The sequence below is a fragment of the Paenibacillus sp. J22P15 genome (genome assembly GCF_056269345.1).
Window position 1 is genome coordinate 17618 of record NZ_JBWDNT010000016.1, and the last position, 24650, is coordinate 42267.

Annotated in this window: 27 protein-coding genes and 1 pseudogene; 4 read left to right on the forward strand and 24 right to left on the reverse strand. The window is 45.8% G+C overall.

The features are described 5' to 3' along the window. Positions 1-48 precede the first annotated feature (48 nt). The 13 genes from AC0YN6_RS23490 to AC0YN6_RS23550 all read right to left on the reverse strand — a co-directional run bounded on the left by AC0YN6_RS23490 (position 49) and on the right by AC0YN6_RS23550 (position 9775). On the reverse strand, positions 49-534 hold the full coding sequence (locus tag AC0YN6_RS23490; protein ID WP_475749815.1) for a hypothetical protein: 486 nt from the start codon (positions 532-534) through the stop codon (positions 49-51). 21 nt (positions 535-555) lie between these two features. Next, positions 556-981: a hypothetical protein gene (locus AC0YN6_RS23495; RefSeq protein ID WP_475749816.1), complete on the reverse strand. Its 426-nt coding sequence runs from the start codon at positions 979-981 to the stop codon at positions 556-558. Then, positions 978-1124: a hypothetical protein gene (locus tag AC0YN6_RS23500; protein ID WP_475749817.1), complete on the reverse strand. Its 147-nt coding sequence runs from the start codon at positions 1122-1124 to the stop codon at positions 978-980. Before AC0YN6_RS23500 ends, AC0YN6_RS23495 begins: the two co-directional genes overlap by 4 nt. Positions 1125-1168: 44 nt before the next feature. After that, complete coding sequence (locus AC0YN6_RS23505) at positions 1169-1318, reverse strand: hypothetical protein (RefSeq protein WP_475749818.1); 150 nt, start codon at positions 1316-1318, stop codon at positions 1169-1171. 34 nt (positions 1319-1352) lie between these two features. Further along, positions 1353-2243 (reverse strand): hypothetical protein, encoded by an 891-nt coding sequence (locus tag AC0YN6_RS23510; RefSeq protein WP_475749819.1) that lies wholly within the window; start codon positions 2241-2243, stop codon positions 1353-1355. Positions 2244-2256: 13 nt separating this feature from the next. Then, a complete protein-coding gene (locus AC0YN6_RS23515) occupies positions 2257-3192 on the reverse strand; it encodes a type II secretion system F family protein (protein WP_475749820.1) in 936 nt (311 codons plus the stop codon). Beyond that, positions 3185-4558, reverse strand: coding sequence for an ATPase, T2SS/T4P/T4SS family (locus AC0YN6_RS23520; RefSeq protein ID WP_475749821.1), 1374 nt, complete (start codon positions 4556-4558; stop codon positions 3185-3187). Before AC0YN6_RS23520 ends, AC0YN6_RS23515 begins: the two co-directional genes overlap by 8 nt. Beyond that, a complete protein-coding gene (locus AC0YN6_RS23525; protein ID WP_475749822.1) occupies positions 4555-5403 on the reverse strand; it encodes a hypothetical protein in 849 nt (282 codons plus the stop codon). Before AC0YN6_RS23525 ends, AC0YN6_RS23520 begins: the two co-directional genes overlap by 4 nt. Beyond that, complete coding sequence (locus AC0YN6_RS23530) at positions 5400-6125, reverse strand: CpaB family protein (RefSeq protein ID WP_475749823.1); 726 nt, start codon at positions 6123-6125, stop codon at positions 5400-5402. The genes AC0YN6_RS23525 and AC0YN6_RS23530 overlap by 4 nt, the downstream gene beginning before the upstream one ends. Before the next feature lie 248 nt (positions 6126-6373). Further along, a complete protein-coding gene (locus AC0YN6_RS23535; protein ID WP_028609438.1) occupies positions 6374-6724 on the reverse strand; it encodes a type II toxin-antitoxin system PemK/MazF family toxin in 351 nt (116 codons plus the stop codon). A gap of 3 nt (positions 6725-6727) precedes the next feature. After that, a complete protein-coding gene (locus tag AC0YN6_RS23540) occupies positions 6728-7009 on the reverse strand; it encodes a CopG family ribbon-helix-helix protein (protein WP_028609437.1) in 282 nt (93 codons plus the stop codon). Between the two features lie 227 nt (positions 7010-7236). Then, positions 7237-8418, reverse strand: coding sequence for an alanine racemase (gene alr, locus AC0YN6_RS23545; RefSeq protein ID WP_475749824.1), 1182 nt, complete (start codon positions 8416-8418; stop codon positions 7237-7239). A gap of 148 nt (positions 8419-8566) precedes the next feature. Beyond that, positions 8567-9775 (reverse strand): LolA family protein, encoded by a 1209-nt coding sequence (locus AC0YN6_RS23550; RefSeq protein WP_475749825.1) that lies wholly within the window; start codon positions 9773-9775, stop codon positions 8567-8569. 245 nt (positions 9776-10020) lie between these two features. Here AC0YN6_RS23550 and AC0YN6_RS23555 point away from each other — a divergent pair, with 245 nt between their 5' ends. Next, the gene (locus AC0YN6_RS23555) at positions 10021-10236 is read left to right on the forward strand and encodes a PspC domain-containing protein (protein WP_475749826.1); all 216 of its coding nucleotides are present in this window, start codon (positions 10021-10023) and stop codon (positions 10234-10236) included. Positions 10237-10296: 60 nt separating this feature from the next. Next, a complete protein-coding gene (locus tag AC0YN6_RS23560) occupies positions 10297-10956 on the forward strand; it encodes a PspA/IM30 family protein (RefSeq protein WP_475749827.1) in 660 nt (219 codons plus the stop codon). A 91-nt stretch (positions 10957-11047) separates the two neighbouring features. On the opposite strand, the gene AC0YN6_RS23565 is transcribed toward AC0YN6_RS23560, so the two are convergent. Together AC0YN6_RS23565 and AC0YN6_RS23570 are read right to left on the reverse strand one after the other, a co-directional pair. Then, positions 11048-12811, reverse strand: coding sequence for a sensor histidine kinase (locus AC0YN6_RS23565; protein WP_475749828.1), 1764 nt, complete (start codon positions 12809-12811; stop codon positions 11048-11050). Further along, positions 12808-13553: pseudogene (locus tag AC0YN6_RS23570) on the reverse strand (response regulator transcription factor). The gene AC0YN6_RS23565 and the pseudogene AC0YN6_RS23570 overlap by 4 nt, the downstream one beginning before the upstream one ends. A gap of 222 nt (positions 13554-13775) precedes the next feature. Between AC0YN6_RS23570 and AC0YN6_RS23575 the strand changes: the two are divergent. Beyond that, positions 13776-14798 (forward strand): peptidoglycan DD-metalloendopeptidase family protein, encoded by a 1023-nt coding sequence (locus AC0YN6_RS23575; RefSeq protein WP_475749829.1) that lies wholly within the window; start codon positions 13776-13778, stop codon positions 14796-14798. Between the two features lie 501 nt (positions 14799-15299). Here the strand turns inward: AC0YN6_RS23575 and AC0YN6_RS23580 are convergent. Both AC0YN6_RS23580 and AC0YN6_RS23585 read right to left on the reverse strand, forming a co-directional pair. Beyond that, positions 15300-16118 (reverse strand): PPK2 family polyphosphate kinase, encoded by an 819-nt coding sequence (locus AC0YN6_RS23580; RefSeq protein ID WP_475749830.1) that lies wholly within the window; start codon positions 16116-16118, stop codon positions 15300-15302. Between the two features lie 22 nt (positions 16119-16140). Continuing rightward, the gene (locus tag AC0YN6_RS23585) at positions 16141-16827 is read right to left on the reverse strand and encodes a M50 family metallopeptidase (protein WP_475749831.1); all 687 of its coding nucleotides are present in this window, start codon (positions 16825-16827) and stop codon (positions 16141-16143) included. Between the two features lie 118 nt (positions 16828-16945). On the opposite strand from AC0YN6_RS23585, the gene AC0YN6_RS23590 reads away from it, so the two are divergent. Continuing rightward, entirely contained in the window at positions 16946-17761 is an 816-nt protein-coding gene (locus AC0YN6_RS23590) for an alpha/beta fold hydrolase (RefSeq protein WP_475749832.1), read from the forward strand. A gap of 40 nt (positions 17762-17801) precedes the next feature. On the opposite strand, the gene AC0YN6_RS23595 is transcribed toward AC0YN6_RS23590, so the two are convergent. From AC0YN6_RS23595 to AC0YN6_RS23625, 7 genes are all read right to left on the reverse strand, one after another. After that, positions 17802-18443, reverse strand: coding sequence for a hypothetical protein (locus tag AC0YN6_RS23595; RefSeq protein ID WP_475749833.1), 642 nt, complete (start codon positions 18441-18443; stop codon positions 17802-17804). A gap of 196 nt (positions 18444-18639) precedes the next feature. Continuing rightward, positions 18640-19161: a type 1 glutamine amidotransferase domain-containing protein gene (locus AC0YN6_RS23600; RefSeq protein ID WP_475749918.1), complete on the reverse strand. Its 522-nt coding sequence runs from the start codon at positions 19159-19161 to the stop codon at positions 18640-18642. Between the two features lie 118 nt (positions 19162-19279). Then, positions 19280-20143: an STM4011 family radical SAM protein gene (locus tag AC0YN6_RS23605; RefSeq protein WP_475749834.1), complete on the reverse strand. Its 864-nt coding sequence runs from the start codon at positions 20141-20143 to the stop codon at positions 19280-19282. Beyond that, complete coding sequence (locus AC0YN6_RS23610; RefSeq protein ID WP_475749835.1) at positions 20140-21498, reverse strand: STM4012 family radical SAM protein; 1359 nt, start codon at positions 21496-21498, stop codon at positions 20140-20142. The genes AC0YN6_RS23605 and AC0YN6_RS23610 overlap by 4 nt, the downstream gene beginning before the upstream one ends. A gap of 15 nt (positions 21499-21513) precedes the next feature. After that, positions 21514-22299, reverse strand: coding sequence for an STM4013/SEN3800 family hydrolase (locus AC0YN6_RS23615; protein ID WP_475749836.1), 786 nt, complete (start codon positions 22297-22299; stop codon positions 21514-21516). 6 nt (positions 22300-22305) lie between these two features. Beyond that, the gene (locus tag AC0YN6_RS23620; protein WP_475749837.1) at positions 22306-23490 is read right to left on the reverse strand and encodes an STM4014 family protein; all 1185 of its coding nucleotides are present in this window, start codon (positions 23488-23490) and stop codon (positions 22306-22308) included. Positions 23491-23531: 41 nt separating this feature from the next. Further along, complete coding sequence (locus tag AC0YN6_RS23625) at positions 23532-24371, reverse strand: STM4015 family protein (protein ID WP_475749919.1); 840 nt, start codon at positions 24369-24371, stop codon at positions 23532-23534. Positions 24372-24650: the final 279 nt, after the last annotated feature.

Consider the following 24650-nt stretch of genomic DNA (forward strand, 5'->3'; position numbering starts at 1 on the left):
TCCTAAATAATTTCCCTCCTCTTATTACACCAATTTTCCAAATTTTCGTCAACCTGCTGCCAGCTCTGCCGCCCCCTTTATATTCCATTCAATGGCATTCAACACTTGAAAAGCTCGCGGATACACGATATGGACAATCAATATGACACCTGGACGCTTAAGAGTAACCTCATAATCATAGGCTGCATTTCGATAAGTGTATGGAAAGATTTGATCATTATTCACAATCTCAAACACGGCAACCTCGACTTGCTGCTTTAAAAATGATTCCGGCAATGGCTTACCATGCTCATCCAGCCTTAAATTTTCCCGTAAATATAACGCGGCAGCGGCGGCAGCTTCATCTGGCAGCAATCGAAGTGAGCCAGCACTAAGCGCAGCTGGATCAAGCTGCTGAGCTGCCGCATGCGCCGCTCGGTTAATCGCATGCTTGCTTTGGAATAATGTATTCATGGCCAGCTCCTCTTCGACCTGAAGCAGATGAATCGATATCCAGACCGTCATCATCAGTACGATCAGCAACAGCTTGTACATCGTTTCATCCGCCTCCTTCGGTTATGGCACATATTCACTCATCTTCATCCCAAACGCTCTCATCCGCTCACTTGGCAGCGGAGGTGTCAGTCCGATTAATCGATCAATTTCAAATAAATTCTCATATGGATAGCTCATCGTTAACGAAATACCTGTTCCCCTCATAACAGGAGCACTTGGGTTTGAGGCAGCAAGACCACTTGTCGTGGCAAGCTCAAATTCAATATCGTCAGCCCGCATGCCAAAACGAGCCATTCGCTGCCTTGATTGCTCTTGCATTTCCTCACTTATATAGCCGAAGGTACCGCTTGCTCCTATTTCCAGCAAATAATCGACCTCCTGCTGCAAAACAGCTTGTCTCACAATGAGAACATGCTTATAGATAGGGGAAAACATGAGCCAGCACAATAAAGCGGCAAATAAAACGAAAATCAATATTTGCTTCATGGACTCATTTCCCTAATATGGCTGCTGATCGAGCTGCCTGCGCCATCTATTTGCTGCTTCATCCCCTCATCGCCTTCAGCGACTGCTTGATAACAGATGATTACCGTAACAAGCAGCAGCATCGATATAAGTATTCCACGCAATAATGGACACCTCCGCTCTGCATCACAAATTTATATAGCTGAGCTTACGGAAGCAGAGCTCCAATTTTTGTATTTGCTGCCGCTCCTTGTGTCTCGATTTGACCGCTAGTTCCAGTCTTGTCTTTTGCGATGATCGAGTTAAACAATACGATAACTACTACAAGCATCATGACCGTCATCAAAATATTACGCATGCTACCACCTCCTCTCAAATAACTTCAAATTGAATCAACGAAGGGACTCAAACAACTTCTGCCCTTCCCTCACCCACGGATAGATAAACACTTGAAAGGTATACAAAATTGGAATGCCGGCGATGGTAAACAAAAAGTATGAGGTTGTTTCCTTGCGGCTTTCTTTAGCAAGTTCAAGCTTCTCTTTATAATCCTCAATGCGAACACGAAGAAGTTCATAATATTGTGGACTCTCGTGCATGCGAAGGGCATCAATCGTCTCTACAAAGCTTAAGGCTTCCTCTGTCCCAAGCCTTTGCTTAAACCGCTGCAGCGCTCCTCCTGCATCGTGATACCATTCAGCCAGCAGCCGTTCCAGATCGAAACGCATCGCTCTCGTGTACGGTATGCACCGAAGCAGCTTTGCATGGACATGAAGCGACGAATCGGATAAATATAGCAACTGCTTGCTAATAATGAATATTTCTTTCGTTATTTGAAGCGTACGCACCTTGCGAATGGAACGAAGCCATACGAGGTCGACGTACAAGGCAAACATCGCTAGAACCAAGCCAGGACCTGCATACGAGATAGGTATATAAGTATTTATTCGCTCAAACCATATAACCGTTACAAACATCATCAAGCTTAATGCAGCTAACAAAACTCTCCTTCCAAAAACGTACCAAGCTGCATCAACCGTTACTCCGCAGCCAGCAAGCAGCAGCTCCCGCTCGATGAAGGACGGCCGCAGTCTTGAAATAAAAACAAATCGCAGCCACTTATCTGGCGTCTCTCTCTTTCGCCAGTCTAATACCGCAAGATGCTTCCATCTTGCAGGACGCTGCGGCCATAGCAGCAAAAGTGCATAAATGCCCACCGCACCGCCGATAAACTGACTTATTAGTACGGCTATCCGTATCGTAATGCTTGACCATTCAGGCATCCGCAGTCTCCTTTCACATCTTCTTCCGAGAAAGCCACAATCCCATGAGAAACGATGCAAAAATGAGCACCATTGCATTGAGCAGCATGTCCCGTCCCATCGGATCAACAATGTAGTAATAGTAGGAATTATCTTTGTTATACCGAAGATTGATTCCAATAAATAATGCAAGAAACAGTATCGGCGTGAAATTAGCCACTCTTATTTCAAGCAAGCGATTACGTTCCTGCTCGCTCGCACGCCTTGCCTTCCGCATGTCGGTTAAAAGCTCTTTTAAGCTGTCGGTTACAGGGACTCCCTCGACAAGCGCCACTCGCAAAATATGAATGAAATAATCTGCCCATAAATGACCTAGAGATGCAGAAAGCAATCTCAGGCTCGCCTCATCATCGCCGCGTACTGATAAATTTCTGTATAGCTGCTCAAATACCAATTGCATAGGTCCGAGCAACCTTCTCTCCTCCACTGTGCGCTGCAGTGCAATCCTTACTTGCCGCTCGCCAGTGACGAGATAACACTGATAGAACAGCTCTACCGCAGGCAAAAAGTCCATCTGGGTCTGCATTCGACGATGTACAAGCACCGCTCTCAAAGTCGTATATGGCAAAAAGCCTAACAACCCGCCAAACAATAAGGTTCCTTTGACGCTTTGAAAGAAGAGTCCGCCCGAGGCAATTCCCGCAAGCAGAAGTAAACCGGATAAGCAAGCGAATGATCCTGGCGTTATCTTCAAACGGAGCGTTTCGAGCAGTTCTGACAAATGGTCGTGCAGCCATTTATATCGTCTAAAATGTGCTGCCAGCTGCCTGCGCCACCCTCTATGGGATCGATACTCCAGCTTGCTTCTCAATTGCTGCTCCTTCGACCATAACCCTAACAGATGGTGCAATGCGATAAATAATAAACAAAATAACAAGCATGCTGCAGCTGCTGTCGATAGTTCATTCATCTCCACTGCCTCCCTCAGTGAGTCTACTGACTGCCCTCACTGATTGCAGCATCGGATATTGCCAATCCTTCAGCGTCTCGTCAAATTTCACCCAGTCTCTCACGCAGGCTTGTCCGTCCTCCCAGCACAGCTCTCCTATGCGGCTAATGACTCGGCGTCCGTCCAAGCAGCTCATTTCAATACGGACTTCAGTTACATACTGCGTGATGCGTTTCGCCAGTCGTTCGGCATTCATGCCTCTGCCATCGAGCATACACATGTCTGTTATCGCCTCTGGCACATCCTCAAGCCTGTTAGCATGAACCGTTGTCATACTGCCTGTATGCCCGCGTGTGCATGCCCTTACATAAATATTTGCGTCCATATCACGAATTTCGGCATGGATGATACGCTGTGGAGATTGTCTGAGCGCGAGCTTAAAGGCTTGATCCGAGCGATGATAGCTATCCTCTTCATCCGTCATATATTCCACAACATTTTTATTTGGAAAATCACGCCCAAGCATCATCTCAAATCGACCCTCAATCGTAATAATTCGCTCGATATCAGGGAGCTCCCCAATGAGCGCCTTCATTAAATTGGTTTTTCCCGAGTTAGTTGGTCCAATGATTACCATATTGAATCGTGCAGCTAATATGGCTCTCAGCATGCTTGCTATCCGTGCGTTTATCGTCCGATAATCTGGTTTACTTAACGTCTCAAGACTGAAGCTGCGAACCGTGTAGAAACGGATCGTCAAGGTAGGATTTGCAGTAAAACCAAAGCCCGTCATCGTTACACGAGAACCATCTCGCAGCATCACCTCTGCCCATCGTTTACGCGGATTAATGCGATCATTATTGTATAGCACTAAATTTTGCTGAATTCGTTCTACCTCGCGAATGCTCTCAAAGCGGTAAGCTGAAGGGATCGTTACCCCACTCTTTACAATGAAAATTCTCTCGCCCACAACTTGTATTTCCTCCAAGCCTTCCTTATCAGCAAGCACCAGCTCAAGTACATTCAAACCGATCACTTCCGCAAACAAAGCCTCAGCAAGCGTTTGAAAGGAATGCTGGATATTGGACGCTCCCTGTATGCGAAGTCTAATTAAACGATCCGTGATGACCGCAAGAATCTGCTCACGCTCCTGTGAATAACCAAGTACAGCACGATTTAACGTCTCGCTGTATTGCCTGCGTTCTTCCTCTCCTAGTCCATGAGGAGCGCTTAAATAAGTTCGAATGTCATCTGCAAGCTTAGCCATTTCTCCTTGCGTGTCTGATGACGGATATGATGCAGATGTATCATGCTCAAGTTTTGCTCGTTCCGATTGCACTTGAGCTGCGAATTCTGATGGTGAAAATCGATTTTGTCCCGCCGTCACGAGCTCGTACCATTACGATGTGTCAGAAGTTTTCGATACCAAGGCTGCACCGCTATGGAAGTTCCCATACTGCGAATATTATGCTTCTGCATCAACGCTTTGGACGGCTCCTGCATAGCCTGCTTACCCTCTGCATCAGCCTTTAACCACTGTGAATACGTTCCATTATCCAACTGACTAAAAACTGGCTCGCTTAATTGAAGCTGACCAAGTGCCGTTGTACCCAGCTCTTTGCATATATGCTTCATCTGATACCCTCCGTTTCTCCATGGACCATTGATAATGATCAAATCGTATTGCTCAGGGGCAACTTCAAATAAAGGCGATACTTGACCAATCCAGCGTCTGCCATCCTCTTGAAAATGCGACAAGGCAGGCGTAGTAACAAGAATACGTGAGCCTGCTCTTCGGATAGAGCAAATGGTAGCAGCGTTGTCCCAATATGCCCCTACATCCATAATTACGAATGCGAAGGTTTGTTCCGCGATGGTCAGCAGATGTTCTGCTTCTTCTGGAGTAAAGTACTCTGCTTGGTCTCTCAGAAGATTGCCGAACAACACTTGCAAATTCGGTTGGGCTGGTACTGCGTACACAGCCCTGCGCAGCTTCTCCGGCGTTAGTGTGTTGGAACGGAGCTCTGGACGAAGCTTGTCCAGCGTAATATGCGGCTCATCTACGCCAAGGTAACGATGAATCTTTGCACTTTTGAGATTGAGGCATAAATAACCGATCGGCTTGCCGCTTGCCTCCGCCATCCGATATGCTGCTGCAAACGCCGCTGTCGTCGTTCCGATATTGGGAGTCGTGCCAATAAAAACGGTAAGTGGCGCTATCGTTCCATTCACGGTCTATCCGCCTCCTCCCCAGCAACCAAATCAAACGATTCCGGGCTAAATGCAATGACTAGCTTCAAAGTGCCTCCCTTGCACAAGCTGTCCAATTGAAGCCATTGCTCCTCTGACAAATTTAAATTTAAATAATCAATCATCCCGTTAGCTTCCCGCCTTGATGCATACATTTGTTCTTTATTTCCCTCAGCGAGTGAGAATAGATTCGGATTCTCGATATTATCAATCTCCACATTGCCTGATGTCTTCACCGAAGCTACAACAACCGCCTCAGAGAATAACCTCATTGAGGGTGAAGCTTCTCCTGATGCATAGAGAAGCACTTTATCTCCTGCTCTGATTCCGTTCGAAATCGAGCGTATGTACTCCTTCGGAATTTGAAAAGTCGATTCGAATCGTCTCGGCTGCAAATAATAATCATTGACCTTCCAGATCAACAGCGGTTCTCCTTTGCCAAGAGGTATCATCGTTTCCTTCCCAGCAGCCTGCTCGAGCTTGATGACCATGTCGGATACATAAGAAGTTTGCGGCACCATTTTATATTCCAGATCACTTTCCTTAAGTCGTTCACCCGCTCCAATAAAACGTTTTGGAACGAGTACGGCAACTGTCTCTTCTTGCTTAATTTGTATACGCTGCAGCTCATACATCCCGTAGACAAGGCTTGCCGACAGCACCGCAGCAGTTAAACTAATGATTGCATTACGTCTCTTCTTCATCTCCACTCCCCTCTGAGCACAAAAAAAGAACGCAGCAGCAGCCATCTAAGGCATACTACGTGCGTTCTTCGCATAAAAAAGCTCATATATTTGTTAGCGTTTACTAATTGAATTCATAATAGCAAATTCAACTTTCATTTGTCTATCATTATTTTTCCAATTTCATCAAATTACAGTAAAAAACAACAAAAAAGAGCCGTTCAGCATAAGAGATAGCTCCTCTACATGCTAAATAGCTCTCGTTCTCATTAAAAATCAATTAATCCCACGCTAATTAACAAAGCATCATCAACCTTACGCATCGTTTCGTCATCGAGATGCGTAATCTTATCGGTCAATCTTTGCTTATCAATTGTACGTATTTGCTCTAACAGCACGACCGAATCGCGATCAAATCCATGCGCAGCAGCATCCATCTCAACGTGAGTAGGCAGCTTAGCCTTCTGAATTTGTGCTGTAATTGCAGCAACGATAACCGTAGGACTGAAACGATTTCCAATATCATTTTGAATGACCAGCACGGGGCGAACACCACCCTGCTCAGATCCGACGACCGGCGATAAATCCGCAAAAAAAACATCTCCGCGTTTTACAATCAACCTCTACACCCCGCTAACGAGACGGCCTAACGTATGATCTGCTTCTTCCTCCGCTTGAAAAGCTTCCGAGGCCATGTTCAGGTTTATTTTCGCCATTTCCATATACCCGCGCTGCATGGATTCTCGAATTTGACGTTTTTTGCGCTCCACCAAATACAGCTTCATGGCTTGCCGTATAAATTCACTGCGGTTGGAGTTTTCCTTGGCTACAATCCCGTCAACCTCCTCCAGCAAATGATCTGGCAGGCTAATCATGATTCTTTTGGTATTTTGTACATTGGCCACCGAACTCGCACCCCCAAAACTTTTCCATAACCTTAATACACATTATGACAATATATTGCCGTCGCTATACTTCAACATATCTATGATAGCCGTATATCAATTATGCTGTATGTTTTCATGTATAGCCATTATAGATGATCTGCCTTACTACATTCGAGATATTTGGCGAAAATCCTCTTCATTTACGAAAAATTGTAAAATGAAACAATTACCAATTCGAATTATGTCTAAGTTAGGGGGTTTTGAACTGCTTTGATCTGGTCACCGCTAACATAAATGCGGGCTACACGAGCGGCGAGCATACAGATTAATTCATAATTTATCGTACCAAGCTGATCTGCTACTTCTTCCACCGTAATAACCTCATTGCCTTGTCGCCCAATGAGCACAACCTCTTCACCTGTCTCAACTGGATTCGCCGCCGAAGCAGCAGGATCAAGCGCAATCATGCATTGGTCCATACAAATCGTACCGCGAATCGGTACTTTCACTCCCCGTATAAGTCCATGGGCTTTGCCTGTTAGCATACGGCTAAAGCCGTCTGCATATCCAATCGGCAGTGTGCCAATGCGTTCTTCCCCTTCAGAAACATAACGTGTGCCGTAGCTAATACCCCAGCCCACAGGTACTGTTTTGACCATAACCACTTCCGTCTTAAGCGTCAGTATCGGCTCCAGCTCAATTCGCTGCTGATTAACCACAAGTGACGGATATAAGCCGTACATACTAATACCCAGCCGGAGCATATTGCCGGCCAATTGCGGTGTATCAATACCCGCAGCGCTGTTAGCTGCATGAATGATTGGAATCGGTAATTCATGCTGCTCAACATACTCAGCCACTTCCCGAAATCGATCATACTGCAGCAAAGTGTAGCTTTTATCTGCTTCATCTGCACGTGCGTAATGCGTAAACATACCTTCGACATCAAGCTGAGGGATTTGCAATGCCTTCTCTATAAAGGAAATTGCAGCGTCCTTACCGATCACGCCGAGCCTGCCCATGCCGGAATCAATCTTGATATGGACCTTAAGCTTTCGTCCATTTATGTCAGGCGGCAGCTTGGAAGCTGCTTCAATAATGTCATCTCTAAATAAACTAATTGTAATATCATTGCTTCTAGCGATAGACAAGGCATCCTCAGCCACGAATCCAAGAACGAGAATCGGGGTTTGGATGCCTGCCTTGCGCAATTGCAATGCTTCATCAAGGAAAGCAACTCCAAAATAGTCTACGCCAAATCTTTCCGCTTCACGCGCTATCTCAACTGCACCATGTCCGTAAGCATTAGCCTTAACGGATGCCATTAGTTTGCAGTCCTGCGAGATGGCATTACGAAATGCTTCTAAATTGTGTCGTAATGCATCTAATGAAATTTCAACCCTCGTCGGGCGATAAAACGAATCCAAGCCGTTCACCTTCTCCTCATCTTGCAGCCACAACAGTCCGAGCAGCAAACATCAATAGTAATAATGTTAAACCTTGCTGCTGGGACTGTCAATGAAACGAAACTCGGAAATAACTAGTACGTCTTGGAAATTCGCCGTTTTCCCAGCTTTATTTCCCTATTTCACCCTGTACCGATTGCGCAATTTTCCGCATTTCACTATCAGGAAGATTTGCACTTGTCAGACGGAATAGATGCCCCTCGTAAGTCCAAGTGAGCGTCTGCTGATCTTCTCCGCTAAGCTGCCCCCACGTAATGCCTAGATCTACAAGCATCCCTTCAACTAATGAAGCGGCTTGATCTTTAGGCTCCGTCTGAATAAGCGTATAGCTGTAATCGCCTGTGTAACGAAGCATAGCACCAGGATTGCCGCCATATACGATGTCTACTAATACTGGGCCCTCAACGCCTTCTGGGGTGTAAGAGGGATACATAGCAGTGAAATCAACAGCCGCTTCTGGTTTTACACTTGTTGGCGAATCTTCTTCTTCATTCTCAGAAGATTTGCCGCTGTCGTTTGTTTGATCATTACCGTCAACTGCACTGTCAGTACCCGGCTCAGTTCCTTCTTTATCCACTTCTTTGTCTGGGTTCTCTCCATCAACCTCTGTATCGGTGTTAGTACCTGTGTCGCTGCCTTGTTCAGGAGTAGCCATAGTTGGCTCTTCCGTATTCTGATTCGTAGGAGCAGCATTCATATTCGCTTCTGTCTCAAATACGGCCTTATCAAATTTCGGGCCAAAATCAAATGTATCAAATTTCACCTCGACCATTACTGTCGCATTCGTATCACTGACCTCCACCTTTTCCGGTTTATAGTCTGTTTTATTAAGCCAAATTTTTTGACGGGACAACGAACCATTATTATAATTTGCCATCACGTCAAATACGTAAGCATCTTCATCGATTACAAATTGTCGCGAGTTATCAGTAAGAATGCTTTGAATCAACGTTTGGTACAAGTAAACCTGCCCTTGATTTTGCGGCCAATCGCTTTGGAAGCGGAATACTTTATTCAGCTTCGGAGTGAGAACGAATACGCCGTCGTCATTGCGAAGCACGATTTGTGTAATGTCCTTCTCTTCATTTGTCAGCTTGATCCGATAAAATTGCGGTTTTTGATAGGATACCTCCACTTTATACTCCAGTGGCTGCTGTCCGGTCCGCAGCGTCATCGTACCGCTTCCTTGATAGCTCTCCATACTGTTAACTACCTTGTCGAGCTCCTTAACCACGGACTCGGCGTCCTTCGTTCCGCAAGCCGCTAATAATAATGAAAAACATAATAATATTGCCGCGGTCCATGTCATGCGACGCATGTAATCATCCCCTCTGCACATTGTTTTTTACTGGCTGATAACATGTCTATGAGGGGACTTGACCAATTATGCGGACTAGTTTGACAAGCTCATGCTATATTTCTAGCTCGGTGCCAACCCCGTCGTCCGTCGCACATCGTCCCCGCCTAAAGACCAGCTTCAGAATGGCCTGGGGACCGTTACGAAAGCAGCGTTATGACTCTACAATTAAGACATAGATGAGCACAACGAAAGGATGATTGGATATGAAAAAATTGTTTCGATCAACGACGGACAGCAAGCTTACCGGACTCTGCGGAGGTATCGGACAATGGCTTGGCATTGATTCTACTATAGTTAGACTGCTAGTTGTAATTGCAGCGTTTTTCAGCTTCGGTGCTGTTATACTAGCCTACTTTATCGCTACTCTCTTTGTCCCAAAGGCAATTAACAACGACTTTCGATTTGTCGACCACTACTAAAACATACAAATAATACTGATAAATAAAAATACATTCACAAACTTTAAGGAGAGATTACAAATGGGAATTTTACAGCGTGTAGTTAGTATGACGAAGGCAGCAGCAAATGAAATGTTAGACAAAATTGAAAATCCGGTTATGATGCTCAATCATTATTTGAGAGATTTGGATGAGGAGATTGCAAAGACCGAACGTGCGATGGCGGAGCAGCAAGCACAGGATCGCATGCTTCAGTCAAAGCTGGACGAATTCAGCGGACAAGCGAGCTACTACGAAGGGAAAGCAGAGCAAGCTGCTGTCGAGGGACGTGAAGCAGAAGCACGCACTGCGCTTGAAGCCAAGCTATTGTATCTGGAGCAAGTCGAAGAAACGACTAGATTGCACCAGCTTGCGAAGCAAGCAGCGCTTGAGCTAGGGCAGCGTGTTGAGGCACTGAAAGAAGAGAAGAAACGACTGCAAGGAAAACGTACCGAGCTCATCACTCGTGTACAGCAGACGTCTGGTACGCCTCGTTATTCGCATCCCATTCACGGAAGCTCGGCTTCTCAGGGCTTCGAGCGAATCGAACAGAAAGTGATGGAATTGGAAGCGGAGCGTGAGCTCTCCAAAAGTCCATACGGCGTACACGTTGGCGGGCTCGGTTCTGAGCAGCAAGATCAGCGTAATGCGCTCGTGGATGAAGAGCTTAAGCGACTGTTGAATAAAACGTCCAACAAATAACGTTCATTTACAGCTTCTATAACCCGAAGAGCCCCCCCTGAGTACATCAAGGCGGGCTCTTCTTATTGATAACAGGCATAGTAATTCAACATTATTCAAAAGGTTTCTTCGGCCAACACAAACGGATTATTGTCCCCCTACCCAGAGAGGTATCTACTTCTATGCTCCCTCCCATTGTTTCAATCAATCCTTTGGAAATAGCCATTCCAAGACCTGTTCCCTCTGCAAATGAACCGGTATCCGTCCCCCTATAATAACGATCAAATAATCTGCTCGCCGTACGGTCGTCCATACCCTGACCATCATCCGCAAATTGTATCATCATACGGCTTCGCGTTTCTTCACCAAACAAAGTTACCGTTAATATAGTATTAGGCGGATTATGAAGCAGCGCATTTGCCGTTATATTCATAATCACTCTTTCCAGCCAAGGCACATGCAGCTTAGCGAAAACCTCCGTTTCTGCTGGAATAAACAGAATTCTGCTCTTGTCGAAATGGGGATTAGACGAAGCATGCTCCAGTGCAGTCGCAAGCCATTGATTAAGTTCAATTTCTTCGCCATCCGGCGGCCTGACATCTGCACTAAGCCTATAGGTCATGGAAAGATCATTAATCAGCATGTCCATATGTCCCGATTTCTCCAGCATAATACGTGAAAATTTCCGAACCTCCTCGGGGCTCCACTCATAGCTGTTCTCAGAAAGCATATGTGCATATCCCTTGATGGAAGAGAGCGGTGTCTTCAAATCGTGGGTAATACCTGAAATCCATTCTTCTCTTAAGCTATTATTTTGTCGGCGCAGCTCTTGATCGCGCAGCAGCGTGCCAGACAACTGCTCAATTGACCCCAATACCTCGGCAAACACCCGGTAACGAGGACGCCATCCTCCGAGTCGGGTTCGACTGCGAGCAAGCCCTTTGCGATCCGCAGGCTCCTTGTACACGGCTTTCCCAAGGGAATCCAGCCAAGCAAGCATATGCATAATTGGCGCACCAAATCGATGCGCGTTCCATAATGACAGTAGGATAAAAACAATAATCAGTGCTACAAACATGCCAGCTATTCCAATGAGCAGCACTCTAGTTTCCGCCGGCAGCAGCATTCCATCATGCTCCTTGCCAGCGGCAGTAGGAAGAGCTGCGACCCACGTTCTTCCAGTCTCATTATCGTAGGAGGAAACCAGATGGTAGCCGTAACGATCTTTATACATCGTACGCAAAACCAGTTCTTGAATCGTGTACCCTCCAGCCTCTGAATCTGGTTTATTATAAGAAGCAAGCTCCTTGCCATTGATGTCGAGCAGTTGAATGTATCCACCAAGAGCTTTCGCTTGCTCTGCCACACCCCGTGGAAGCTCCAGCTCTCCGTTTGATTTGAGCTGAGCCCCTTCGACAACTTTATTCAACAACGGATCTATTTCATTTCTGACCCCATAGATTAGTGTAAACAACCTTCCGTCTTTCTCTTGAATCCAAAGGTATAAACCGTAGCGAAACGGCTTCTTTCCTGTCCAATAGTCTACCAATTCTCCTGGTGAGTACTTCTTCGGCACGTCATCCGGGGTATTATATGAGTGTTCAACCTGACCGTTCTCGTCCAAGCTTTGCAGCCAGCCATTGTTTTTTTTGACTTGCTCTAGCAGCTCGGGATCAAAGTGAATACCGTTATGACTGAGTTCTGATGATTCTACGAGTCTCTCTAATCCAACAGAGGAAAAGTCACGAGACATGCTGATTTCGTTGAATTGACCGACAATCCAAATGACACTTAACGAAACAACAAGCAAAGCAACCACACCAGCTACCGCTAATTGAAAAATAAACCGAAGGGTTAACCGACGTTTCATATTCATGATATTTCGAATCCCCTAGTGTTATTTTGAACCAACTTGTAGCCTAATCCTCTCACGTTGACGATATATTGAGGGTTAGATGGATCAATTTCGATTCGCTCCCTAATGCGATGGATATGTACCATTATCGTATTGTCATCGTTAAGAGCATCCTCACCCCACACATGCTCATATAGCTCTCTTTTGCCAAAAATACGATTTGGATGTTTACATAGAAAGAGCAGCAGTTGGAACACTAGAGCGGGACAAGCAACCGACTTTCCCTCAACTAGCAACTCCCCCGCTTCTTCATGGATCTGAAAATGCCCATAATCGTATACTGTCGCCGCTTTACGACTATAATCCCCGCTAAAATTATTATCAGAAGCTTGCGTTGCCGCAGCTAAATAACGACGAAGATGGGATCTGACCCTAGCGACGACCTCCAACGGATTAAACGGTTTCGTAATATAATCATCACCACCTACGGCAAAACCGGTCAACTTATCGAAATCCGAGGTTCGAGCGGTCAGTGAGCGTTCGTCATTTGTCTAAGAAAAGGTGCCGCTTCTATGCCGCTGCGTCCTGGCAGCATGACATCCAGTACGATTAAATCCATTGTTTTCACTTTACAAGCGATAAGAGCTTCCTCCGCAGACCTCGCTGTAGCGATTGAGGTGAACCCTTCTTTCTGAAATACGGTAAACAACAAATCAAGAATTGCTTGATCATCATCAACAAGCAGTAGGGATGCATCGTTCATTCCGCCCCTCCTCACTCTCTAGTATGTTAGTTTCCATTTTAACATGATTAATTGGGAGATTATGAGAGGTTATCTTGACGGAGTCTTAATTTTCATCTTCTTCTAAGCAACATAATTAAGATCCTGTTTACGCAGCGTTACGAATCCTATAAGACTGCATTGCTACAATGGAGTTGTACACAGCTGAGGTGGCGAAGCAAAACTTTGAGGAGGACAAATAAAATGAAGCTCAACAATTTGACACAAAATAGATTCAAAAAGCTAACAACGGTATTAGTCGCAAGTTCGCTTCTAGGGGTAGTAACAGCTTGCAGCAGCGACGAACCGGGAAAGGGTAATCGTGATGTAATCGGGTCAGCGGAAGTCGAAATTGCAGACACCATCGGTATGCTTAAACCCGCTGATTTACCTCAAGCTATGCTTAGCGGACATTATGATTCGATTTATAGTCGGTTTAGTACATCATTTAAAGCACAAGTGAGCGAAGCCGACTTTAGCACGATGGCTGCTGATTTCACGAAAGGGGTTGAGAATTTTGGACAATACTCCCTCATGGAGATGAACGGAATGAATGAGTGGGTATGGCTTAACCAGAACAAAGACAAAGGAATTTCGGCCATATTTGACGAGAATGATAGGATCATTGGACTGCAAATTCGTGAACTCTCTTCTGTTCCAGAGACAGATTACCGCATGACAAAGATCGTTTACGAGCTTCCTTTTCGGGGAGAATGGCTAGTCTTTTGGGGAGGTAGTAATGTTTTCGCGAACTATCATTATGAACATGAAAGCCAGCGATATGCTTACGACTTCATTCAGACAAAGGACGGTATTTCCTATAACGGTGACCCCTCAAAAAATGAAAGCTACATTGCGTTCGGCCAAGACGTTCTAGCGCCTGCTGACGGAACAGTGGTCACAGTAATTAATCATATTTCAGACAACGAGCCTGTTGGGGTAATGAATGAAAAGGATCCCGCTGGAAATGTCGTCATTATTGACCACGGCGGAGAATACAGCATCCTTGCTCATCTGCAGAAAGGTTCGGTTTCTGTAAAGCCAGGGGATGAAGTCAAGCGAGGGGAACGGCTCGGTGCACTCGGTAACTCCGGTAATTCCAGCGAGGCTCATTTGCATTTTCAGGTGTCTGATGGAAAAGATTTATTCGATTCCCGTTCTATAAACGTCCATTGGAAGGATGAAATGAAGCCCGTTCGGGGAGAGACGATAACTGCTGGAAAGTAGATTGAATAGTATAAAAAACGCACCTTGCTTGTTCCCTAGTGAATAGAAGACGGCCAGCGGTCGCTGACAGGATAAAAAGGAGAGATTGCTTGAAGATCACACCATCAAAAACTGCCTAAAAGAGGGAAGCTCTCTATGAATGGAAATAGATGCATACATAAAAATAGCGGTGCAGAGGTTTATTCCTGCACCGCCATTCTTCTATTTAGATCTTCCGCTGATTACTTAAGCAAATGCTTTGATCATGACAACCCCGATAAAATAAGACTAAATAATAGATCTATTTTTACGAAAAGGGCTAGTTCGGTGAAGATAGATCTATATTTTAGATCTATTTGTGTTTAATCAATACATAAAGGGTCATTTGGCGGGTTGTAGTCAATATTAGGTCTAATTTCTAGATCTATTTTTACGAAAAAGGCTATTTTGATGAAAATAGATCTATAACTTAGATCTATTTTTGCAAAACAACGTATTGAGGGGAGCAACCTAATCCTAATCCTAATCCCGCTCCTGCATGAGCTCCTCCAAATACTGGTGCAGCTCAGGATTAGCTGCCGGCTCCTGCAAATCAAGACTTCGCAAAGCTTCCACAGCGATTTGCAGCACCGCATAATTTCGATACCATCGGTTATCAGAGGGAACGACATGCCACGGAGCAGCTTTGCTGCATTTTTCGAACAACTCCTCATAGAGTCCGCGATATTGCTTCCAATACTTGCGTTCCTTCACATCAGAGATGTCGAACTTCCAGTTTTTATTTGGATTCTCTATCCGGCTAATCAGCTTCTCCAGCTGGAATTGCTTCGAAATATGCAAAAAGATTTTGACTACCTTAACCCTATTATCTGCTAGAAGAGCTTCAAATTGGTTGATGTGCTTAAACCTCTTCCTAGCTTCCGCGCTCTGTACATCACCGTGGACTCTCGTAATCAGCACATCCTCATAGTACGAACGATTAAATACCGCAATTTGCCCGAGAGCAGGCACAGCACGATGAGCTCTCCATAAGAAATCATGCCGTGCTTCCTCCTCTGTTGGCGACTTGAAGCTATAGGCGGATATCCCATGCGGGTGTAGACCAGCAAACACTTTTTTTATAACCCCGTCCTTGCCGCTGCAGTCCATTCCTTGAAAGATAAACAGCACTGCGTGCTCTTTGCTCGCAACCAGCTTTTCTTGCAGTCGCTGCAGCTCTTGCTCCAGCTCCTTAATAGACTGAACGACTTCTTCTTTACTCGAAAAGCGTCCCGTATCATTCGGATCGATGCTCGTCAAATCAACCTTTCTCTGCTCATCCAGCTTATAGCCCTTAGACATTTCTTCACATCCTCTTCCGTTATTATTTACTTATTAGTATCCTTCCGGCACGTCTCCTAAACAAGTAGCTGGTTGATAACTTAGCACACCAGAGCGAGAAGAAACAAAACAAGGCTGCCCATACAAAAGCCGGCACGATGGTTGTGCTGCTCAAGCTTGCCGCATCTCCAGCCGAGGCAGGATCAGTAATAGCAAGATAGAGCAATACAAACGGGCTTATAATCGACTCCACCAAACAAATAAAAGCAACCAGCAAATAATAACTTTCACGAAGCCAGCTTGGCGCAGCAAAATAAATAAGAACCGTCAATGCGGTAAAGCCTGCACTCCATGCCATACCGTATCCATTTCGCACGAAAAGAGCCAGCGCCACACCTGCAGCTACTGCAACCAAAGCTAATCCGAAATGTCCTTTTCCTCTAGCATGCAGAAAGAACAGCAGCAGCGAAAACAATGCAGATCCCATATATCCTGCCAGTGCAATCGGAATCTGCATCCAGCTTTCCGTAAAAGATGTATAGGTTACTCCGCTTTGATCCGCGTACAGGTGAATATGCAGCACACTGCCCTTGAGCAGCAATGCCGCCAGTGCATGGGCAAGCTCGTGGATTAATGTATTCACATTTTGAAAAAAGGTCGAAAACGGGATAAACCGAGTTAAAATTGTAATAACGATAATCATGAGCGCCATTCTTAGCCAAGAGAACATGCTTCAGCCTCCGATCCTAATCCTCTATTCTATCTTCTCTTACGCATGAGAATGATTTATTTTTCAAAAGTTCTTAATTAGGGTAAGCATTTGAATAGACGCGAGAGGAGAGGTATAAATGGGACATTATATTGAGGTTGAGAAAAAAGTAAAGCTTTATGTTGAGGATATCGGTACCGGCATACCCGTCATCTTCCTTCATGGCTGGCCGCTGAATAGCCGGATGTTCGAAGCTCAATTCACATTGCTTTCCGAACAGGGATATCGGTGTATCGGCATTGACCAGCGGGGCTTCGGCAAATCGAGTGCTCCCGCAGCTGGTTATAGTTACGACCGGCTTGCAGATGATGTGAAAGCCATCATTGATTACTTGAAATTGGATCAAGCTTATCTTGTTGGTTTCTCCGTAGGGGGAGCTATCGCAGCACGCTACATGGCGCGTCATCGCGGTTACGGCATTCGCAAACTCGCATTGCTTGGTGCTGCTGCGCCCTCCTTTACACAGCGGGACGATTATCCGCATGGCATGACGCAAGAGGAAGCTAACGACCAAATCGCCGCTATCAAAAAAGACCGTCCGCAGATGCTGCATGATTTCGGCGAGATCTTTCTCGCTGATCGCGAGCCAAACGCCATCAGTCAGCCATTCAAGAATTGGCTGCAGCTGCTTGGTCTGGAAGCATCCGCTTGGGGGACCGTTCATACATTTGAATCGCTGCGTGACGAGGATTTGCGCAAAGATATGCTGCAAATCAAAACAGCAACAACCATTTTCCAAGGCATGCTCGACAAGATTTGTACGCCTGAATTCGCTAAGCAGCTGCTTAACGGCATAGACGGCTCCACGCTCGTAACTTTCGAACAAAGCGGTCATGGCATGCTATTCGATGAACCGGATAAATTCAATAAAGAGCTGCTCGAATTTTTGAAATAATAGCAGAAAGGAGCCGATACTCTCGGCTCCTTTCGATGTGTTATGGAGAAGTGCTTTCAGCTTGCTCACTTTTGAATTTACTTAATAAGTGGTGAAAGCGCTGAAAATCGCTCGAAAGAACCTTTATCTTTCTTTTGATCCTAATCTTCCGCTTGTGATCCTGCTCCTCCAGCATAAATTGATCAATATTTTTGTCCAGCTTCTCCCGAAGGGTAAGAATAATACCTATTGCAATATGCGAGCGCTCCATCTCCTGCAAATCCGCAGCGAGAGCTTCGCCAAGATGCTCCATCGTCAGCTTTTGAATATGCAATCGTTTATCCATTACAACATGCTCAGGAGTAAAGTCTTCTCGGTATTCCTGACCGGGAACATCATCCCAAAACATATTCCATTCCTCTAGCTGTTCAACCTCGAATAATAAATATTTATGAAAACCGCATAACCATGCCGTACAGCTTATATTTCGAAGTTGACAACCTACACCATCCAATAGATTCCGGCAATCGCGGCAGCATGATCCGCTGTTTGCTATGCAAACCTTGCAAATATGATCTGCTCCCCATTGTTGTAAAACCGTCATGCCGTTTTCAATGAGGCTTGTCCTACTCACCGTAGAAGGTGTTTGAAGAAGGGGACTCACTGCGTGATCTGTATGTTCTCCTTGCTCCGTATGTGGCATTCAGGCACGCACTCCTTCACTACTAAACGTATATATATATTGAAAAGTATACCCTACTTGTTTGCTTAAAACCATGTTAGCTGCCAATTCAACCTGCCTTTGGATAACAAATAGGACTGTCTCCGATCCTATTGGATCTAAAGAGACAGTCCTTTATACTTTCGAGCTTCACTAACCATACCATTCCAAACTCATACTACCAAGCATTTACTCCCAGCTTAACAATTGTCTCACGGATGAAAGCAGGCTCATCTTCCGGCGTTCTGGATGTAACAAAATTGCGGTCAACGACAACCTCTTTATCGATAAACTTCCCTCCAGCCACCTCTATTTCTGTTGAGAGAGCAGGATAAGCAGTTACCGTGCGCCCCTTAAGCAGTCCAGCTGCCTCTAAGATTTGCGGACCGTGGCATATCGCAGCAATTGTTGTTCCGGCTTGATCCGCCTTCTGAACAAAGGCTTGCACATCGGCATTGTTCATCAGATGAGACGGCGATTTCCCGCCCGGTATAATGATAGCTGCATAGTCATCTGCATCCGCTTCCTCAATGGCCAAATGCGAGGTATAAGTGATTGTTCCTTGCTTTCCCTTTAATTCTTCATTGCTTTTAAAGCTAATAATGACAGGGTCATGCCCGTTCTTCACCATTTCATCATAGGGATTTTTCATTTCAGAATCTTCGAAGTCATTCGCTAGCAGAAATGCGACTTTTTTTATTGGTGTCATAACTTGCACACTCCTCTCATGATTCAAGCCATGAATTACTTTACCCCATTTCAATGAATTTGAAGCAGAACGGCCCTTTCGTAAAACTCATCATTTCGGTGAATCTCGTTTACCTAATAAATCCAGTCGGTATACGCTCAAGCAGACGATCTCCGTAAATCTGGTTCATCGAAAGCTCCGGCATATGGATATAGCCGATATAGCAGCCGCATTTCTTCATCATACAAGGACGCTCGGCAGCCAGACCTTCAAGTCCATCCCGATAGAGATGACCGATCACTTTCCGATCACTGTAGCAGCGTTTAACGATACCGGCACCCTGTACATAAAATACATTCGAGCCCGCATCGCATCGTTTCCCCAAACTAGCGTAATCAGGCAGGTTTAGCTGGAAATGAGGATCAATATCCGTTAAATAAACGACTTCTTCCTCCGTGTAATAGTCTTTCCGGTCCTTGAACGCATTCACCCAAAGGTACACATCCTCAGGCAGCAGCTGTCTCAGCTGCTTTATGGCCTCAAACGCTGACCGAATCCCAACTGAACCAACGCTAAAGGGAATTCTCTGCTCGTACAGGTTCATACATTGGCTCAAAAAAGCGAACTGACTCGTTTGACCCGGGTGATAAGTAACCCAAAAGGAAACCTTGCTCTGATTAAGCTGTTTCGTCCAATCTAGCTTAACGGATAAGTTCGTCTGTATAGACACCTTCTCGACATGAGCCAGCTGAGACAATTCAATCATCGCTTCGCGATACCACCGATGGACAAGCCCCTCCCCATAAGGATTAAAGAAGATAGAAAGCTGATGTCCAGCCTTCCCTTGCTCTCGAACCCATTCCATGAAGGTACTCAGCTGCTGCTTATCCTTCTCCAGTGTCGCTTTGCTATCCTTTGTTTTGCTGAATGGACAATACGGACAGTCATAATTGCAAGATGACAACGCACCGCGGTAATAGAGCACTGCCTTCATCGGATAACGTACCCGTTCATCAGCTCTCTTACCTCACCGGAAATAAACTCGTCTCCAATCGCATCCGAGTAGGCCATGCCTAGCGTCGTAAGCCTCAAGGTACCTGCCTCAAGCTCTGCTAATTCAAAGTGAATTAGCTCCTGAAGATCAGAATGCTCCGACAGCGCATCACTCCCGAAGCGCTCTTGGTATGCAAGCAGCTCCAAACCCTCGCGATGCAGCAGCGCCTTCAAAACAAACCTGCGTTTCTGCTCAGCCATATTCAGAATAAAGCCATAATCAGCCGTGTCGTATTGCTCGGCAGTTACATAATCCTCAATAATACTGCGAGTTGCCGCTGTGCTTACGCCGTATCGCGACGCATAATGCACATCACGAGTATAGGACCTAGCACCGCAGCCAAGACCGACCATTCCTTCCTCCTGACAGCTGAAGGGCAGTACGTTTTTGTGGGCAAAGGTCGAATCCTTGGCAAAGCGCCTCATCGAAAACTGCTTATAGCCCGCAGACTCCAGACGTTCGCGGGCTATATGATAAAGCGCTAGTCGAATATCTTCTCCTGCGCTTCGCATCTGTTCCGGCTTCAGAATGGTATTCTCTCGCGTATACAGCGGATATATAAATATTTCACCCGGCTCATAGCTTATTGCCTTCTCCAGCGAATACAGCCAAGTATCTGCTGTTTGTCCCGGCAAGCCATAAATAAGATCTACATTTACAAGCGGAAACGAATAGTCCATCAGTATTTCCAGCGCTTCTTCCGCAAGCCGCGGCTTTTGCGGACGATAAATAGCTGCCGCTTCATCCTCAACGAAGCTTTGGATGCCCATGCTGACCCGGTCAACAAGCCGATCCTTAAGCACGCGCATACGGTCAGCTGTCACCGTTTCCGGTGATGTTTCTACCGATATAGAAGCATTCATCGGATTGAGACCCATCGTATGTTCCGCAATATCAAATAGACGATTCAACTGTGAAGCTTCCAACAATGTTGGCGTGCCGCCGCCAATTGCGAATCGGGAAAATGTTTTTTCTTTGAACCAAGGCGCCCACTGCTCCGCTTGACGCTGCAATGCATCGACATACTGTTCATGGACATTCAGCCTGCGATCTGGCAGCGTAAACAAGTTACAGAAGCCGCAGCGGACTCCGCAAAAAGGAATATGCATATACAAAAAATAATAATCGGTTTGATCCCGCTCCCAAAGCTCCTTCAGCGACTGTGCAGGCTGCAATTCCCGATATGCCGTCTTATGCGGGTATGAATACAAATAGGAACGGTATGGAGCCGCCGTCCAGCGTGATTCCTGCTCCCTTAGTATGGGAGAAGAGGGTAGCGAAGATGATTTGAGCATTGCTGCTTCTCCTCCTTATTCCAGTATAAATTCGCGATACGGCACATTCCAAACGACCTCATGAGCCAATCGATGTCCTTCATAGCCATCCTCGCCATAAGCGGTTCCATGATCGGAAAAGGCGAGGCATAACGTTTTGCCTCTACGCCGCATTGCTTCAAACAATGGACCAAGCTGACTATCCACATAACGCAGAGCAGCACGCTGGGTTTCTACAGAATCCTGTTTGGCCCCGGGCATAAAATAATGGTTAGGTCCATGCATCGCTGATATATTCATGAACAGAAACAGTCTTTCATCCGGATCGGCATCCTTTAGCAGCTTCAACGCGTGATTTACTTGATGCTCCGTCGAGCGAGGATTCGTTACCCCGAAGGTCATCCGCCAATAGCTTTCTTGAAAATAATTAGGCAGCACTTTCGCCAGCTTATTCTTTTTCGTAAAAAAAATGACGCCTCCGATGCAGATCGTCCGGTAGCCCGTCTCCTGCAAACCGGACACAAGATCCGGAGCGTCAAATAACCATGTATGCGGGTGCGTTTTGAGCCCCGTATTTTTCGTATGAAACAGCCTGACATGAGAAGCTTTATCCGTGTTGGCAGGCGTTGGCAGAAATCCGCCAAAAAAAGCATGATGGGCCGCATAAGTAAAGCTGCCCGGCGTATGCCGTTTCTCCCAGCCTCCGCCTGCACAAAGGTTCGGACAATTCTCTTCCTCAAGCTTCGCTACGTCATACCGCAGCGTATCGAGCGTAATCATCAAAATATCGTGAGAGCCCACGATTTGGTTCATATCCAGCATTCGATTCTATTCCTTTCTGAGAAGCTGCCTCATTTGCCATTCATAAGGGTCCTGCCCTTCGTACTCGGCGCCGTACAGCAAATCACCAAAAGGATTGATGTCTATTGCATAGGTCTTGCCGCTTCCTCTTTGAACGAGTACATCAACGCCTGCCGCAGTGCTTCCCGGAAATGCGCGGAGCGCTGCTTCAGCCGTCCGCAGAACCGCTGCCTTCACCTCTGCGGAGAGCAGCTGGTCCGCGTCCATTCTGCGCTCATTGCGCAAATGTAAATTCGTAATGGGGGTTTTGCTTAAACGAAGAACCGTATGACATGCTTTGCCATTCACAACAAGCTGCCGGACGTCGAATGATTTGCTCTCGAAGCTTTCCTTCTCAATCCAGCGCTCGATATGCGCACCTTCCCTGCAAACCCAATCGATAATTTGCCTTATATCTGAACGCTCACGATAACGTCGCAGCTTGCCCTCATTATAAAAACAAATGCCGCTATAACGCTCTTCCATGCCGATCGTCGTTATCGCCAGCTCATCTCCTGTACGAGGATTGATTTGATAGGCAATAACACCCGACGCACCCGATCCGCAAGCTAGCTTAATGAACAGTCGATTTATTCCACTAACGTTAATGGCATTCTGAAGCTCGTCGTAGCTTTTGATGCTTCCTGTAGGAGCTGGCAATGCCGGCATCGGTAGGCCATGACGCGAGAGTATCTGCCAGCAGCTTCTTTTATCAAACATATTTGCAATACTTCCCGGCGAATTAATCCAGTAAGCGGAGACACCCGAAGCTTTAACCTCTTTGTGCATAGCCGCTAGAAAACGGCAGTACCCGCGATACCACTGCGCTGGATAAAAGATTCGTCCATGCTCCGCGGGAAGAATCTGTGCTTCTTCAGCAGAAATCGAAATGCTGTGCGGCAGTGAGCCTGCAGACCAGAATAAGTCATCACCGCTGCGATCTGGCGCTCCCCATGCGATCAACTCACGTTCAACCGTATGATCCTCGCCAGGCGCATCTAGCCGTAGAATGACTCTATCAGCTCCATTGAATTTCTGCAGAATATCACCAATAAATACGGCTCGCTTAAGCAGATCTTCATAGGAGATTACGATAGCTGGAGCAAGCCCCAGCTTATTTCTTGCTGCTTGCAGACCGATTGTCCGTTTATTTGCTGGATTTCCAATTAACAAAAAGGGATCTTCGAAGCTGCCGTCGTTACAAAAATCGTCCATTATTCAGTAAGGAACGGATAACGCCAATCATCTTCATCCGTTTCCTGTTGATCCGTTACATCGACCGATAAGCCCGATTGCTTCCAGCGAAGCAGAAGTTCATCAGACATATAGTGATAGCTTAAGTTAAGATGCTTCAGCTTCTTTACACGCTCACTTTCAAGCAATGCCTTTCCGCCTTCATCGGTTAAAGTGCCGTAGGACAAATCAAGTGTATCCAGTTGATCCAAAATAGGAGCATCTGCTATCGCTATCGCAATTTCGTCTTGAATTTCGCTGTCTTTCAGTCCCAAATAGGTAAGCTTCGGAAATAAATCCCCTTTTAACAGCGGCAGCACATCCTCAATTCCACCGTCAAAGCCGTAATTATCTACACCCAAATAGAGCTCCAGCCTCTTTAGCTCCGGCAATTTCGCACTCGTTATTTCTTCAATGACCGACTTCGGAAGTCCACCGCAAATAATAACCAACTCTTGAAGCTTGTCGTGAACTAGCGGCTGCAGACTTAAGTCTTGACTGCCTTTGATGGACAAGGACTGCAAATTAGGAAATGCCGTTAACAACGGCGAGAGATTCGTCTGATTAATCCAGGATACCTCACATTCCTCAAAGCCCATATCCCCAATAAATAATTTCGTTAAGTTAGGAAATGAATCCTTATGTGTAATTAATGTTTCTAGAAAGCTGTCCGGAGAATTTTCATACGCCTGACCCCAATCGCCAATCGTTAGTATAGACAGCTGCTCGCCATCTGCGCTGGAAGCTAGCTTTTCAATCAAACCAGACATCCTTACGCCTTCTTCATACTCGTCATAACCTACCGATAAGCGAATTTCAATCAAGAGTATCCCTCCAATTGTTTACATATGGGGTTAGCGTACCATGGACATTTTCAATGCGTCAATGGTCCCCTAGTCACATCTGCCTCAGAGCAAAGCCTTTATTCAAACGCGGTAGAAATGTCATCCAAAGAGAAGTCGATTCATCTGTTCAATTGACTTAATATTAAATTTTCAGTTATACATTGGATTTCCTAAAAATATGTACAATTATCACAAAAAATGAACTTTTCATTTGTTAATCTAACTGGCCATATCGACGACGAAAGGGGGAGATAA